We start from the raw sequence: 15,525 nt of genomic DNA on the forward strand, positions 1-15,525 counted from the left end.
GGCGGCGATTACCTTGCGCGCAACAGGGAGGAGACACCATGTTTTACAGGGTGATAGGTGGGGCGGTTCTGGCCGCGGCCCTTAGTGTCAGCGCGGCGCTGGCGGAAACACCGGTTCTGCGCGCCGCGGTTTTGAAATTCGGCACCGTCAATTGGGAGCTTGATACGATCCAGTACCACGGCCTGGACGCGGCCAACGGATTCACGCTTGATGTGCAGGGCATGGCGGGTGGATCAGCCGCTAAGGTTGCCTTCCAGGGTGGAGAGGCCGATGTCATCGTGTCCGATTGGCTTTGGGTGGCGCGGCAGCGGGCGGCGGGCAAAGATTACGTCTTTATCCCTTATTCCAAGGCCGTAGGCGGCGTTATGGTACCCGAAGACAGCACAGCGCGAAGCTTGGCCGATCTCAAGGATGCCAAAATCGGCATTGCCGGTGGGCCACTCGATAAAAGCTGGTTGATCCTGCAGGCCTATGCTCAACAGGAATACGATTTGGATCTGGCGGGCGAGACCGAGCAGGTCTTTGGCGCGCCGCCTTTGATCTTTAAGACAGCCCTGGGCGGTGACCTGGGCGGCGCCATCAACTACTGGCACTTCATGGCCAAGATGGAGGCGGGTGGCATGCGCAAGCTGGTTGATGTCAGCGTTGCCTCTACCGCCTTGGGGCTGGATCCCGAAACGCCTTTGCTGGGCTATGTCGTCTCAGGTGAATTGCTGCGCGACAATCCGGATCTGGTCCAGGGTCTGGCCCGTGCCTCCCGCGCGGCCAAGGATATGCTGGCCACCGATGACAACGAATGGGACCGCCTGCGCCCGCGCATGAATGCCAAGACAGATGCGCAATTCGCGGCGCTGAAATCAGGGTTCCGCGCCGGTATCCCGACCGAGGGCCCGGTCGATGAAGCCGCTGCCGACAAGATGCTCAAGCTGATGGTCGAACTGGGCGGGCCTGATCTGCTGGGTAAAGCGACTGAATTGCCCGATGGTGTCTTTGTGCAACCTGGCAGTTGATGCGCCGATGACGGTTCTGCGATTGGCCGAAGACAGCGATGACGGTGCCGGGGCGGGCCGGCCCGCACAGCCGGTTCTTCGGTTGGACCTTCGATCGTTGCGGTTGGGCAAGCGGGATGTCCTGGGCCCGATCTCGCTGGAGGTGCGACCTGCTGAAACCGTTGTTCTGACAGGGCCATCGGGTATCGGAAAAACATCGTTGTTGCGGGTTGTGGCCGGGCTGCAGACGCAATTTGATGGCGTCTGTCAGGCACCCGACCGGCTGTCGATGGTGTTTCAGGAACCCACGCTTTTGCCTTGGCGGTCGGCGCTGAATAATCTGACCCTGACAACGGGTATCTCTGCCAGCACTGCGGTGCTGGCGCTGAATGATGTGGGCCTAGCCGACCACGCGGATGCCTATCCCGGGGCATTGTCCCTGGGGCAGCAGCGGCGCCTTGCCCTGGCCCGCGCCTTTGCCGGAGCGCCGGATCTGCTTTTGATGGATGAACCTTTCGTCTCGCTCGACCCCGATCTGGTGGAGGAGATGATGGCGTTGTTCGCGCGCCTGCGCGCGGCCCGTCAGGTGGCCACGTTGATGGTCACCCATTCGGCAGATGAAGCAAAGATGCTTGCCTCCCGTATTGTCGAACTGGGCGGATCGCCGGCCCGGATCATGTCAGACCGTCAGAATAACGGCGCGTATTTCCAATTGTCGGCGTCGGGCGTGACCTCATCCAAATCATAATCGGCCCGTTGCAGGCGTTTGGCGATCTCCAGCCCGTCGCGCGCGGCATCGTCCACATATTTGCGGCCAAGACTTTCATCCCGGGCCACGCCATGGCCACGCATCAGGTCCAGCCCGTAATTGAACTTGCCGACGGGGTCGCCCAACTCAGCCGCCTTGCGGTCCCATTCAGCGGCAGCATCGGGGTCGTAAGAGCCGCCTAGGCCGTTATTGTCCAACTGGCTCATCCAGGTCATCGTGCCGGTATATCCATCGCGTGCGCAGTTCTCGAACAGGCGTCTGGCGGCGTCATGTTCGCCCTTTTTCGTGATCGCGTAGCCGGTGGAGCAGATCACCATACCGGTTTCGCCCTGTTCCGCGCGTTCCAGCATCGATTCCCATGTCAGTTCCGACGGGTTGAGGATGCCGCCAGGATCCGCATCCTCGGTTTCGGCCAGCAAAGGTGTTGCGGCAAAACAGGCAATGAGTATGAGGCGTGGCAGCATGATGAGGCTCCTTTTATGGGCTGTTTAGCACGAAAGCGGTGCGATTTCAGGCCTGTTATGGTCGTAGATTAGGCTTTGCGCCGGATCAGGCCGCGAGACGGGTCATAGCCCCAAAGGGCGGCTGCGGTGAAAAGGGCCGTGGCCAGCAGAGTCCAAAGCAGGGCCGCGCCATTCCATTGCAGATAAAGCGAAAAGCGGATCAGCTCGACCGCGTGGGTGAAGGGGTTGAGCGCGCAGATCATGTGGAGCGTTTCGGAGCTTTCTGCCATTTTCCACAAGGGATAGAGGGCCGAGGAGAGGAAGAACATCGGGAAGATCACGAAGTTCATCACGCCTGCAAAATTTTCTAACTGTTTGATAAAGCTGGACAAGGCGAGGCCAAGCGCGCCCAGCATCAGCCCCGCCACGATGAGGGCGGGCAAGACGGTGATGTAGCCTGTCGCAGGAATCCAGATGCCATAGAGGGCCGCGATGGCCAGGAAAGTATAGACCTGCAGGATCGAGATGGCGGTAGAAGCCAGAAGTTTGCTGAAGAGCAGCCACCAGCGCGGGAGTGGTGCGGTGAGCAGGAGGCGCATGGAGCCCATTTCCCGGTCATAGACAAGGCTGAGCGACGATTGCATCCCATTGAAAAGAAGGATCATTCCGCACAGGCCGGGGATGATGTAGGTCTCGTATTCGATATAGGTTTGATACGGTGGGGTGATGCTGAGGCCGAGGGCGGCGCGGAAGCCAGCGGCAAAGACCAGCAACCAAACGAGGGGTCGGACCAGGGCTGCGATGAAGCGTTCCCGCTGGTGGATGAAGCGCAGCGCTTCGCGGGCCAGGATGGCTGTAAGAGTGGTGAGATAAGGCCGCATCGGGATCAAATGGCGCTGCCGGGGGGCCAGCCCCCCGAACCCCCCGGAGTATTTTCACCAATAAGAATGGGGGTTTGAGTCATGTCGAGGAACGTCTTGGACAGGGGCTGATTTTGGGTGATGGCCTGTGCGGTGTCATTGGCCAGAAGGTGGCCTTGGTGTAGGATCAGAAGGTGGTCGTTGTGGCGGACTTCGTCGGTCAGGTGGGTGGCCCAAAGGACCGTGAGCCCGGTTGCTGTCAGGTCGTGGACATGGGTTGTAATTGCATTGCGGGCGGCGGCGTCAAGGCCGACTGTGGGTTCGTCTAGCAGCAATATCAATGGGTTGTGGACAAGGGCGCGGGCAATTTCCGTGCGGCGGCGATGCCCGCCATTGAGGGTGCGGGCGCGTTCGTTCTGGCGGTCGCGGATGTCGAGGCGGTCGAGGGCGGCGTCGATTTGGATTGCTGCGGTTTTCCCTGCGAGGCCATGGAGAGCGGCGAAATAGCGGAGATTTTGCCGGATCGTCAGGTCCAGATCCAGAGTGGGTTGCTGAAAGACGACACCCATCGCGGCCAGGGCCTGGCGGGGCCGGGTGGCGAGGTTTTTTCCTGCAATTTCAATGGCTCCCGCGGGTGTTGTGAAGAGCCGGGTCAGGAGCGCGAAGAGGGTGGATTTGCCGGCCCCATTGGGACCGAGCAAAGCGCAGAATTGGCCTTGCTTGATCCGGAAGGTGACGTCCTGAAGGACCTGTTTCGCGCCATAGGCATAATCGAGATGGCTGACGTTGAGGCCGGGTGATGTCATTATTCTATCGTGATTTCAAGGCGTTGTGTTTCGCCGGTGGAGCCTGGAATTTTGAGGTAATAGCTGCCTGGTTTGATGGCGACGAAGCCGATCTCCATCTCACCGGCTTCATCGAATTCGATGGAATCAACACCGAGCGGGCGGATTTCGAGCCCTTCGACGACGATTTCATCGATCCAGATGGCGCGGAAAAACTCTGGTCCGACCAGGGCCAGTTCCTGGCTGCCATCGCCCTGGATTTCAAATTCGTAGTATTTTCCGGACTTTAGCACCCATGGCGCTTCTGTCAGAGGGATGCCTGCGCCGAGCTGGATGGGCTCCAGATCCTCTTTGTTGGAGGCCGACAGGATGCCAGCAAGGCCGAACCCGTTATCATCGTCGTCGTCATCGGTGTCCTGGGCGAAGGCGGCCGTTGTGGCCATGGCGAGGATCGCGGTCAGGGTGATGAGGGATTTCATGGGATGTCCTTTCAGGGAAAAACGGGGGCATATTCCATGCAGAACCGATGCACATTCCATACATATGCCATACATACGCATCTCGCGGTCTGTTAATCTGTTGGGCGGAAGGCAGCGCCCCAGGGGAAGCGGCCTACCTTGATGGATTTGAGCGCCCGGCGCTCTGCCACGTCGATGACGGTGACATCGCCGGAGACGCCATTTGTGGTGAAGAGCAGTGAGCGGTCTGCATTGAAGTCCATGTGCCAGACCCGGCGGCCGACAAGGATGTAGTCTTCGACCTCGTAGGTTGCGGCATTGACCACTGCGACATGGTTGGAGGGGCCGAGGGCCACGAAGGCATGGGTGTCGCCTTCGGTCATTTCGAACCCGACGGGCTGGACACGGTCGGGATGGACGCCGTCCACCTCGAAATCGATCTTTGTCGTCTCTGCCTGGGTTTCGACATCGAAGACCGAGATCGTGCCGCCAATTTCAGCGCTGACCCAGAGCTCGGACCCATCCTTGATGAACTCGGCATGGCGGGGGCGGCTATCGACCAATGTGTTGGCGAAGAGCTGTTGGGTATCGGTGTCGATCCAATGGGCCATATTCGTGGTTTCACTGGTGGTGATGGCTATTTTGCCATCGGGGGAGACGGCCATGCCTTCGGGTTCGATGCCCACATTGATCTGGGCGATCACCTCGCGGGTTTCGGTATCGACCACCGTGGTGATCGCGTCATCCTCGTTCGCGATGTAGAGGTGGCGGTCATTGGGGTGGAGAACGAATTGTTCGGGATCCTCGCCCGATGGGAGTTCATGGAGGATCTTGCCGGTTGTAGGATCCATCACCTGGACCGTGTCGCTGTCGGAGGCGCAAATATAGAGGCGGCTGAAATCCTTGGAGAAGGTGATGCCGCGGGGACGCTCGCCCGTCTCATAGGTCTGGATGACCTCAAGTGTTTCGACATCGATCACGCTGACAGTATCGTCTTTTTCGTTGGTCACCCAGATTTCGTCGGCCAGGGCCGGAGTTGTGAGAAGGGAAAGGGCGAGGAGGGCGCGCATGTTGAGGCTCCGGTTTTGGGTGAGAGCGCCGGGGGCTGTCTGCCCCCGGACCCCCGAGAATATTTTTATCAATAAGAAAAGGGATGGGTTCGGGGGATGTTAGAAGGCGGTACACGAGGATTCCGGTTGGTCGAGGCCGAGCGTGTCAAGCTCGGTCCGTTGGTGGAGGAAGCCGTCGAGCGGGGCCTGGGCGGCGAGGGCCGAGGCATGGACGAGTGGGATGGGCTGGCGCAATTGGCCGTTCCAGGTGCGGTAGCTAAGGGGGCGGCCTTTGAAGCCGCCCAGTTCGAAATCGTCACCAAGGATGAAGTCACGCAGGGTCGCGGGATCTGCCGTGTTTGTCCGTGTAACGGCCTCTCCTATCGTGCGGATGGCAGCCCACGCGGCGTAGTCTTGCGATTGCATCGGGCGGTCCGCCAGATCGGTGAAGCGCGATTGCAGTTGGGCCGCGCCCCATTGTTCGACCACGCGGGACCAAGCCACGGGCACAAGCCCTTCGGATCCGGCAATGGGGCGCGGTTCCCATGTATTATAAGGGATGTAGCGGCCGAAATCGTGCAGTTCGTCGGCGATCAGCAGGACATCGTGGTCGCGCAAGTCCTGGGTGAAGAGCGGCACCTCCTGCGCGGCGTTGCGGCGCATGTCCGCGTCAAACACCCATTCCTTGCGGGAGCCCAGTGTGAGGCCGAATTTTTCTGCCGAAGTGGTCAGGGCGGCCGCGAAGGCCCGGTCGGTCGGGTGGGTGCCTTCGATCAGGGCAAGGTCGGTCCAGCGTCTTTTCTGGAGCGCCTGCATCAGGGCATCGGTCCGCATGGCGTAGGAGGGGAGGGTGTGCAGCAGGTTGGCGCGGCAGGCGTCATCCCGCAAGGCATCGTCGGCGGAGGCGGTGTTGAACAGCAGGGCACCTTCGGCTTCGGGCAAGTCGGCGATGGTGGTCAGCGTGTCGGCGGGCGCGTCGATCAGCAGGTAGGGGCTGGAGGCGAGCGCTGTCCGGGCCGCGGCAATTACATCATCGTCGGGTGCGACTTCGGTCACTGTGAGGACGTATTTGTGACCCAGAAAACCGCCCGTGGTCAGGTTGTCGGCCAAGCCAAGCGAGGCCCCGTCAATGCCCAGTTGTTCTGGCCTTGGATCGAGATTGGACAGGGTCGGCGGCTGTGGCACGATCTGATGCAAATAATTGATCGGTATATCAATTTCAGCCGATGCCGCCGTGGCTCCCCACAGCGCCAGTGCAATGATGGTCTTGCGCATGATGTCCTCCCTGTCTGACCGTATCGCAGGGCTTTGCGGGGTGAATTGCGACTTTGGTCTTGGGCTGGCCTAAGGTCTCATTTATCCCTGCGTGGCGGAGTTATAGGACAGGGGAACTGGATAATGATGAGGTGGCGTGATGTCGATCCGTTCCGTTTTTGCCGTGCTGACCCTGGCCGCTGGGGCCTCTTTTGTGCATGCCCATGGGGATGTGGCACCGCAGCCCGTGAACACTGATGCGCTGCCGGCGCTGGAGGAGGAGTGGCTGATCGAGAACCCCTATCGCGCCGACGCCGTGGGTGAGGATGTATGGAAGGCCGCCGTTGATATTGGCGCGTCGGGCTACAATCAGAATTGCGCACGTTGCCATGGGTTGGAGGCGATCTCGGGCGGATTGGCGCCGGATCTGCGGTTCCTGGAGGCCGAGGAATACGGTGATGAATGGTATGTCGAGCGGTTCCGGGAGGGTTACACCCAGAACGGGATCACCAAGATGCCAGCTTTTGGTGAGCTGTTGGGTCAGGAGGCTGCTTGGGCGATCCGGACCTATATCGAGACGCGGCCCGACGATCAGGCCATCGTCGACGTGGCGGGTGAATTGAAAGAGATGCGCGACCAGTTGGCCGCCTGGGGGTCCACCGGAGAGGCCGGCGATGTCGAGGCGCTTAAGACGCGGATGTCGGAGATTGCCGGCGAGATCGAAACGCTGTCAGGCGCACCTGTTGCCGATAGTGTGGCCTACCGTGCCGCGGCGCAGATTGATGATACACCGGCGTCCCTGACGAAGGCGGCGCAAACGCTAACGGTTGGTTTGTCGGCGGCGAACTGAACTTTATTGGTGGATTCGGGTAGGCGGCGCGTCCCTGATTGACGCGCCGTTCGTGTGAGTTAGGGTGTGATAAGTTTCGCGGGGGGATGCGCGTGATCCGATGGACTGTCGTTGCGTGGTTGGCTTTTGCCGGGGTGGCGCTGGCTTCTGATCCTTGCGCGGATTGGGTGCCGCAGGCCAAGCCGCAGAATGTGGGCCGCGATATCGTGGGTCAGGAATTGGACCAGATCATCGACCGGGGCTTTATCGAGTTTGCCGTCTATGAGAATTATCCGCCCTATTCTTGGGAGGAGGGCAGCACGCCGAAAGGCGTGGATGTCGAGATTGCCCGGCTGATTGCCGAGGATCTGGGGGTTGAGCCGCGGTTCAACTTCATCGGGGCAGCCGAAAACCTGGAAGCGGATCTGCGCAACAACATCTGGAAGGGCGCGTTGATTGGCGGTCGGATCAGCAACGTCATGATGCGCGTGCCCTATGACAGCGCTTTTAAATGCCGGGTGGAGCAGGTCGTGTTCACGGGGCAATATCAGGGAGAAAGTATCGGGATTGCCTATGATACCGCTGCATATCCCGAAGATCCGCCGGTGCCCGCCTATTTTCGGTTCGATACGGTGGCTGTCGAGAATGACTCGATTGCGGATTTCTACCTGAGTGGTTTGGCAGGTGGGCAACTCTCGGCCAATATCCGACGATATCCCGATATGGATCAGGCCATGGCGGCATTGGCCGCCGGAGAGGTCAAGGCGGCGATGGGCCCCCTCGCGCAGTTGGAGCACGGGGCCGCCGAAGGTGTCGACATCCACCAGCCGCCCCTACCGGGTTTTTCGGTTGGAACCTGGACCCTGGGATTGGCCGTGAACTTCCGATACCGGCCCTTGGCCTATGCCGTGGATGATGCCGTGCGCTATGGTTTGGAAGACGGACGCATCCCGGCGATTTACGAGTCCTATGGCCTGACATTCGCGGCCCCGGACAGATAACCCGACCCTACGCCCTAAGTCGTATAGCCCGAGGGGCGTACCGGTTTAGGGTAAAGTTCGAACGAAGGATCCCGACACCATGAAGATGACTGCCGAACGTGAAATCGCCGCCACACCGCAGGAGGTTTGGGCGGCGTTGTTGGACCCCGAAGTGTTGAAAGCCTGCGTGCCGGGTTGTCAGGAAATGAGCGGGTCTGCCGAGGACGGGTTTGAGGCAACCGTGGTGCAGAAGGTTGGCCCCGTGAAGGCCACATTCAAAGGGGGCGTGACCCTTACCGACATGGTCGTGCCCGAGCATGTGACCATTACTGGCGAAGGCAAAGGCGGTGCCGCGGGGTTTGCCAAAGGTGGGGCCGATGTGCGCCTGACCCCGAGCGAGACAGGCACGACGTTGAGCTATGATGTTGAGGCCAAGGTGGGTGGCAAGCTTGCCCAGTTGGGCAGTCGGATCATTGACGGATTTGCCAAGAAAATGGCCGATCAGTTTTTTGAACGCTTCCAGCAAGCCGTTGAAGGCCCCGGCGAAGAGGCGGTCGATGCCGATCCCGATGCGACGTCGGACGAGAAGAAAAAGGGATGGTTGAAGCGGCTTGTGAGTTAAGCCTGCCGACCCAGGACGAATACAAGAGACGACCCAGGGAGGACAGAGAGAATGACATCAGTAACCATGACGGTGAACGGCAAATCCGTCAGCGGTGATGTGGAGGGACGCACGCTGCTGGTGCAGTTCCTGCGCGACGATCTGAAATTGACCGGCACCCATGTGGGCTGTGACACCAGCCAATGCGGCGCCTGCCAGGTCCATGTGGATGGCAAGGCGGTAAAGGCCTGCACCATGCTGGCGGCCGAGGCGGACGGTGCGGACGTCAAGACGATTGAGGGTATGGCGAATGCCGATGGGTCCCTTTCCGTCATTCAGCAGGCGTTCCAGGACCATCACGGCCTGCAATGTGGGTTCTGCACGCCTGGTATGGTGATGACCGCTGCGGCGCTGCTGAAAGAGAACCCGAAGCCCACCGAGGCCGAAGTGCGCCACTATCTGGAAGGCAATATCTGCCGCTGCACAGGCTACCACAATATCGTCAAGGCGATCCTGGCGGCGAGTGGTCAAGAAGTGACCCAGATCGCTGCCGAGTGATTTCTCCGGGCGCTCGATGGGCGCCCGTTTCGTGACATCTGAGGCGCGCTATCCTGCAGCGCCTTGAGTTTTTGGGAGGATTATCATGCCGAAGGATAGTGGCATTGGCGCATCTCCGAAGCGCCGCGAAGACGTAAGGTTTTTGACCGGGAAGGGTCAATATACCGATGACATCAACATTCACGGCCAGGCCTATGCGCATTTTTTGCGTTCGGAAGTGGCCCATGGCACTATCAACGGGATCGATACGTCTGCAGCGGCATCCATGCCGGGCGTCGTTCAGATCCTGACGGCCAAGGATTTTGAAGGTGTGGGCGGCGTGCCCTGCGGCTGGCAGGTGACCGACCGCCACGGTGAGGCCATGCAAGAGCCCAAGCACCCGGTCTTGGCCGAGGGCAAAGTGCGCCATGTGGGCGACCCGATTGCCATGGTGATCGCGGATACGTTGGAACAGGCACGCGATGCGGCTGAGGCGATTGATGTAGACATCACCGAGCTTGAGCCAGTGATGGACATGAAGGCGGCCATCAAAGACGGCGCCACCAAGGTGCATGACGATCTGATATCTAACCTTTGCTATGACTGGGGGTTTGTCGAGGAAAACCGCGAGGCCGTGGATGAAGCGATCAAATCCGCTGCCCATGTGACCACGCTGGAATTGGTGAATAACCGCCTGGTCGCCAACCCGATGGAGCCGCGCGTGGCTGTGGGCGATTACGCCCCAGGCACTGACGATTACACGCTCTATACGACCAGTCAGAACCCCCATGTGATCCGGCTGCTGATGGGGGCCTTCGTTTTGGGCATTCCCGAGCACAAGCTGCGGGTCGTTGCCCCCGATGTGGGCGGCGGCTTTGGTGCCAAGATCTATCACTATGCCGAAGAGGCCGCCTGTACGTTCGCGGCCAAGCAATGCGGGCGCCCGGTCAAGTGGACCTCCAGCCGGTCGGAGGCGTTCATCTCTGACGCCCATGGCCGTGATCATGTGACCAAGATCGAGTTGGCGCTGGATGCGGATCACAAATTCACCGCGATCCGCACCGATACCTACGCCAATATGGGCGCGTATCTCAGCACTTTTGCCCCGTCGATCCCAACCTGGTTGCATGGCACGTTGATGGCGGGGAACTACACCACGCCATTGATCTATGTGAATGTGAAGGCCGTTTTCACCAACACAACGCCGGTCGATGCCTATCGCGGGGCCGGTCGGCCAGAGGCCACGTTCCAGTTGGAGCGGGTGATCGACAAGGCCGCGCGGGAACTGGGTGTGGATCCGGCGGACCTCCGGCGCAAGAACTTCATCAAGCCCGATCAGTTCCCCTACGCCACCCCGGTGGCCGTGGAATACGATACTGGTGATTATGATGCCACGCTCGACAAGGGCATGGAGATGATCGACGCCGCCGGGTTCGAGGCGCGCGCCGCCGAGAGCAAGGCCAAGGGCAAGTTGCGTGGCCTGGGCATTGCACATTTCATCGAAGCCTGCGGGATCGCGCCGTCGAACCTGGTGGGTCAGTTGGGTGCGCGCGCCGGTTTGTACGAAAGTGCGACCGTGCGGGTGAATGCGACCGGCTCGATCAGCGTAATGACGGGCTCGCACAGTCATGGGCAGGGGCATGAGACCTCCTATCCGCAAGTGGTGGCCGAGATGCTGGGCATCGACGAGAGCATGATCGACATCGTCCATGGGGACACGTCCAAGACACCGATGGGCATGGGGACCTATGGGTCACGCTCCATCGCCGTGGGTGGGTCTGCCATGGTGCGGGCAACCGAGAAGATCATCAACAAGGCCAAGAAGATTGCGGCACATCTGCTGGAAGCCTCTGAGGCCGATATCGAGTTGAAAGACGGTGCGTTTAGTGTGGCCGGTACCGATAAGTCGGTGGCTTGGGGCGATGTGACCCTGGCGGCCTATGTGCCCCACAACTATCCGCTGGAGGATATCGAACCGGGTCTGGAGGAGACGGCTTTCTATGATCCGTCGAACTTCACCTACCCGGCAGGTGCCTATATCTGCGAGGTCGAGGTAGACCCGGAGACCGGCAAGGTGGATGTGCTGAAATTCGTCGCTGCGGATGATTTTGGCAATGTGATCAACCCCATGATCGTTTACGGGCAGGTCCATGGTGGCGTGGCGCAAGGGATCGGGCAGGCTCTGCTTGAGAACTGCGCCTATGACGAAAACGGGCAGCTTCTTTCGGGGTCGTACATGGATTACACCATGCCGCGGGCCGATGATCTGCCGATGTTCGATGTGGACCATTCCTGTGTCACGCCGTGTACGCATAACCCGTTGGGTGTGAAGGGTTGCGGTGAAGCGGGGGCCATCGGAACGCCGCCCGCCATCGTCAACGGGGTGATCGACGCGTTGCATCGTGCCGGTCATACCCATGTGTCCCATATCGACATGCCCTTGACGCCAGCGCGCGTTTGGGCGGCGATGAACGGCTAAACCAGTCCATGGACGACAGATAACCCCCTCCCCCGACCCCTCCCCCTTATCAGGGGGAGGGGTGCGCCAGTGGCCGAGGGTAGGAGGTAGGAGGAGAATGAGATGCATAATTTTGAGTTTGTGAAACCAGGGACCATTTCCGATGCCGTGGCGGCCCTGGGCGGGGAAGAGGCGCAGGCTTTGGGCGGTGGGCAGACCTTGCTGCCCACGATGAAGCAGCGTTTGGCGGCCCCGACAACCCTGGTTAGCCTGAGCGGCGTGGGCGAGATGGTAGGGGTTTGCACCAATGATGCGGGCGAGATCTGCATCGGTGGCGCGACCACCCATGCCCAGGTGCAGGCCGAGACAGCCAGCAGTTATCCCGGCTTATCGGGCTTGGCGGGGCAGATCGGTGATCCGGCTGTGCGCAACCGTGGAACGATTGGCGGGAGCCTGGCAAATAATGATCCGGCTGCTTGCTATCCATCGGCTGCCCTGGGATCCGGCGCGACCATCGTGACAAACACGCGTGAGATCGCGGCGGATGACTATTTTCAAGGCATGTTTACGACTGCCTTGGATGAGGGTGAGATCGTCACTGAAGTCCGCTTTCCCGTGCCGATGGCGGCGAATTATCAAAAATTCGTCCAACCTGCGTCGCGATTTGCCCTGACCGGCGTGTTCGTGGCCAAATATGCAAGCGGCGTGCGGGTTGCTGTGACGGGCGCATCCGAGAATGGTGTGTTCCGGTGGAGTGAGGCAGAGGCGGCGTTGTCCTCAAGCTTTACCGCCGATGCAGTCAAGGACTTGTCGGTGCCCGCCGATGGGATGATCGGTGATTTGCATGGGACGCCGGACTATCGCGCGCATCTGGTCAAGGTGATGACGGGGCGGGCGGTGACTGCTGCCCAATAATCCTGTTTGATCTATGATCAAAAGGCCTGCCTGGTGTTCCACCGGTGGGCCTTTTTGATTTAGCCCAATAAGAAAGTCAGGATCGCGGTTTGGCACGCAGGGTTGGGTCCGCTTGGGTCGGGTCCTCGGGCCAAGGGTGCCGAGGGTAGCGCCCCCGCATGTCCTTGCGCACATCGGCATAGCTGGAGGTCCAGAAGGCCGGCAGATCGGTCGTGGTTTGTACAGGGCGTTGGGCGGGGGACAGAAGTGTGACCCGCAGTGGTGTCCGGTTGGGACCGATCACCGGATGCTGCATTTGGCCGAACATCTCTTGCAGACGCACGGCGATCTCGGGCGGATCCGTGGCATAGTCAATGGGGATGTCGCGACCCATCGGTGTTTTGAAGCGGGCGGGCATCTGGGTGTCCAATTTCTGCAATACATCCCAGCCGATATGGGTGCGCAGAGCATCAGCCAGATCCAGTGCCTTGATGTCTTCCGCTGTTCGCACCGTACCGAGGAATGGCAACAACCATTGGTCCGCATTATCAAGCAACGCCTCGTCCGACAGATCGACGATGGTGCCACCAAGACGGGCATAGAGTGCTGCGCGTGCCTGAAGTCTGCGCGACGGTTTCGACCATGGCAGGCCCAGATCGCGAATGCCGTCCAAGGCTGCATCGGCCAGATGATCTGCAGGCACGTCCCGCCAGAGTTGATCGGCCAGGATCACTGCGCCGAACCGCTCTTGCCGCCGCGCGGTCACGCGCTTGTCCCGACGCGACCATTCGGCAATCTCGCTCCAACCGATCCGGTCTGCATACAAGCTGCGCAGCTCTGCTTCGGAGATTTGCGTTTGAAGGCGGATCCTCGCCTCGCGTGCGGTGCCGTCTAGGTCAAGTGCGACGATCAATCGTGTGGCCGCCGACGGATCTTCGGGCGCCATGACGGCCCCTTTACCGCCCGAAAGCAACCAGCGGGGCGCATCACCGGGACGATGCAGGCCGATTCGGTCGGGATAAGCGAGAGCAGCCATTTGCGCTACGCTCAGATCCTCCCCCCCGCTGGCAACCTTTGCCAATCGCTTGGTCTCGCTGCGGATACGGTCCACCCCCTGTCGGTTCACCTCGAACGGGTGGCGCTGTCTGAAATCGGCTGGATCCCGCACCGCATCCAACCGCAGGGACAAATCGCTGGGGGCGCCGTGCAGCGGGTCCCGGTCGGCCAAGAGGGCGGCCAACGGAGCAGCGTCAGGACCTGCGCGAACCAGCATGTGTGCCAGACGCGGGTGAAGGGGCAGCCTGGCCAACTGTCGTCCATGGTCGGTGATCCGCCCGGCATTGTCCAATGCGCCAAGGCCATGCAACAGTTCCTGTGCCTCTGCCAGGGCCGGGCCAGCCGGCGGGGTCAGAAAGGGCAGGTCGGTCGTGCCCCATGCCGCGCATTCCAGCGCCAGCGGGGTAAGATCTGTCATCAGGATCTCGGGGTCGGGGAACTGTGCCAATGCGCCGTCCTCGCCCTTGGTCCAGAGCCGGTAGCAAGTGCCGGGCGCCAAACGTCCGGCCCGACCCGCGCGCTGTGTTGCCTCGGCCCGCGTCACCTTCTCGGTCACAAGCCGCGACATGCCGGATCCTGGATCGAACCGGGTGCGCCGGGCCAGCCCGCCATCCACGACGCATGTGATCCCTTCGATGGTCAGGGAGGTCTCGGCGATTGCGGTGGATAGCACCACTTTCCGGCCTGCCTGAGCCGGGGCAATCGCGGCCTGCTGTTCGGCGAAGGGCAGCGCGCCGTAAAGCGGATGCAAGCTGACCTTGGCCGGCAGATCGTGGGCCAGTTTGGATTGGGTGCGCCGGATCTCTCCTTCACCCGGGAGAAAGACCAAAAGGCTGCCGGTCGTCTCTGACAAGGCGGTGCGCACCAAACGGGCGACTGCGTCATCCAGACGGTCTTCCTTGCGGCGAGGTTTGTTGAGCCAACGGATGTCCACCGGATAGCTGCGTCCTTTGGATGTGATGACCGGTGCGCCCATCAGATTGGCCACGGGATCGGCTTCCAGCGTGGCGGACATGATCAGTAATATCAGGTCGTCGCGCAATGCCTCGCGTACCTCAAGACACAGGGCCAGTCCCAGATCGGCCGTCAGGGCGCGTTCGTGGAATTCGTCAAAGATCACCGCGCTGACGCCTGTCAGTTCTGGGTCTGACTGCAGGCGGCGGGTCAGGATCCCTTCGGTAATGACCTCGATCCGCGTATGCGGTCCGACCTTGCTGGCCCCGCGCATGCGGTAGCCGACCGTTTGGCCCACCGGCTCCCCCAGCGTTTGCGCCATGCGCTCTGCCGCACCACGGGCGGCCAGACGCCGTGGTTCCAGCATAAGGATTGTGCTTTTTACCAACCCGGCTTGCAGGATCGCGAGGGGGACCCGCGTCGTCTTGCCGGCCCCAGGCGGGGCTTGCAGCACGGCCTGCCCATGGGCTTGCAGGGCTACCAGCAGGTCGGGCAAGGCATCATCGATGGGAAGCGCTGTCATATCTCCGTTATCAGAAGCTCTGCGCCCAAGCGCAAGCGGGCGCATGCAGTGTTCCCGGGCCACATGGACTGGACAAGATGGTCCGT

General features: G+C 60.9%; 15 protein-coding genes. 8 read left to right on the forward strand and 7 right to left on the reverse strand.

The window, feature by feature from the left end; translation table 11 throughout:
• Positions 1 to 38: 38 nt before the first annotated feature.
• Together IU397_RS02235 and IU397_RS02240 are read left to right on the forward strand one after the other, a co-directional pair.
• Complete coding sequence (locus tag IU397_RS02235) at positions 39 to 1,010, forward strand: ABC transporter substrate-binding protein (RefSeq protein ID WP_204410190.1); 972 nt, start codon at positions 39 to 41, stop codon at positions 1,008 to 1,010.
• A 7-nt stretch (positions 1,011 to 1,017) separates the two neighbouring features.
• Positions 1,018 to 1,737, forward strand: a complete 720-nt coding sequence (locus IU397_RS02240) for an ABC transporter ATP-binding protein (protein WP_204410192.1) — start codon at positions 1,018 to 1,020, stop codon at positions 1,735 to 1,737.
• On the opposite strand, the gene IU397_RS02245 is transcribed toward IU397_RS02240, so the two are convergent.
• From IU397_RS02245 to IU397_RS02270, 6 genes are all read right to left on the reverse strand, one after another.
• Positions 1,677 to 2,222 carry a tetratricopeptide repeat protein gene (locus IU397_RS02245; protein ID WP_204410194.1) on the reverse strand — a complete coding sequence of 182 codons (546 nt, stop codon included), beginning with the start codon at positions 2,220 to 2,222 and terminating at the stop codon, positions 1,677 to 1,679. The two genes, IU397_RS02240 and IU397_RS02245, sit on opposite strands and share 61 nt — an antisense overlap.
• 68 nt (positions 2,223 to 2,290) lie before the next feature.
• Positions 2,291 to 3,082 (reverse strand): ABC transporter permease, encoded by a 792-nt coding sequence (locus IU397_RS02250; protein ID WP_204410196.1) that lies wholly within the window; start codon positions 3,080 to 3,082, stop codon positions 2,291 to 2,293.
• A 5-nt stretch (positions 3,083 to 3,087) separates the two neighbouring features.
• Entirely contained in the window at positions 3,088 to 3,867 is a 780-nt protein-coding gene (locus tag IU397_RS02255; RefSeq protein ID WP_204410198.1) for an ABC transporter ATP-binding protein, read from the reverse strand.
• A complete protein-coding gene (locus tag IU397_RS02260) occupies positions 3,867 to 4,325 on the reverse strand; it encodes a hypothetical protein (RefSeq protein ID WP_204410200.1) in 459 nt (152 codons plus the stop codon). Before IU397_RS02260 ends, IU397_RS02255 begins: the two co-directional genes overlap by 1 nt.
• 92 nt (positions 4,326 to 4,417) lie before the next feature.
• Positions 4,418 to 5,374, reverse strand: coding sequence for a YVTN family beta-propeller repeat protein (locus IU397_RS02265; RefSeq protein ID WP_204410202.1), 957 nt, complete (start codon positions 5,372 to 5,374; stop codon positions 4,418 to 4,420).
• A gap of 99 nt (positions 5,375 to 5,473) precedes the next feature.
• Complete coding sequence (locus tag IU397_RS02270; protein ID WP_204410203.1) at positions 5,474 to 6,628, reverse strand: ABC transporter substrate-binding protein; 1,155 nt, start codon at positions 6,626 to 6,628, stop codon at positions 5,474 to 5,476.
• A gap of 139 nt (positions 6,629 to 6,767) precedes the next feature.
• Between IU397_RS02270 and pedF the strand changes: the two genes are divergently transcribed.
• The 6 genes from pedF (at position 6,768) to IU397_RS02300 (ending at position 12,927) form a co-directional block, all read left to right on the forward strand.
• Positions 6,768 to 7,457 (forward strand): cytochrome c-550 PedF, encoded by a 690-nt coding sequence (pedF, locus tag IU397_RS02275; protein ID WP_204410205.1) that lies wholly within the window; start codon positions 6,768 to 6,770, stop codon positions 7,455 to 7,457.
• A 95-nt stretch (positions 7,458 to 7,552) separates the two neighbouring features.
• Positions 7,553 to 8,437, forward strand: coding sequence for a substrate-binding periplasmic protein (locus IU397_RS02280; protein ID WP_370541601.1), 885 nt, complete (start codon positions 7,553 to 7,555; stop codon positions 8,435 to 8,437).
• Positions 8,438 to 8,516: 79 nt separating this feature from the next.
• Positions 8,517 to 9,038 carry a CoxG family protein gene (locus tag IU397_RS02285; RefSeq protein WP_204410208.1) on the forward strand — a complete coding sequence of 174 codons (522 nt, stop codon included), beginning with the start codon at positions 8,517 to 8,519 and terminating at the stop codon, positions 9,036 to 9,038.
• A gap of 51 nt (positions 9,039 to 9,089) precedes the next feature.
• On the forward strand, positions 9,090 to 9,575 hold the full coding sequence (locus IU397_RS02290) for a (2Fe-2S)-binding protein (protein WP_204410210.1): 486 nt from the start codon (positions 9,090 to 9,092) through the stop codon (positions 9,573 to 9,575).
• 85 nt (positions 9,576 to 9,660) lie between these two features.
• Positions 9,661 to 12,033: a xanthine dehydrogenase family protein molybdopterin-binding subunit gene (locus tag IU397_RS02295; protein WP_204410212.1), complete on the forward strand. Its 2,373-nt coding sequence runs from the start codon at positions 9,661 to 9,663 to the stop codon at positions 12,031 to 12,033.
• Positions 12,034 to 12,135: 102 nt separating this feature from the next.
• A complete protein-coding gene (locus IU397_RS02300) occupies positions 12,136 to 12,927 on the forward strand; it encodes a xanthine dehydrogenase family protein subunit M (RefSeq protein ID WP_204410213.1) in 792 nt (263 codons plus the stop codon).
• A gap of 76 nt (positions 12,928 to 13,003) precedes the next feature.
• Here the strand turns inward: IU397_RS02300 and hrpB are convergent, their stop codons facing one another.
• Complete coding sequence (gene hrpB / locus IU397_RS02305) at positions 13,004 to 15,439, reverse strand: ATP-dependent helicase HrpB (protein ID WP_204410215.1); 2,436 nt, start codon at positions 15,437 to 15,439, stop codon at positions 13,004 to 13,006.
• Positions 15,440 to 15,525 lie beyond the last annotated feature (86 nt).

The sequence above is a fragment of the Actibacterium sp. 188UL27-1 genome, from assembly GCF_016901225.1.
Classification (GTDB): domain Bacteria; phylum Pseudomonadota; class Alphaproteobacteria; order Rhodobacterales; family Rhodobacteraceae; genus 188UL27-1.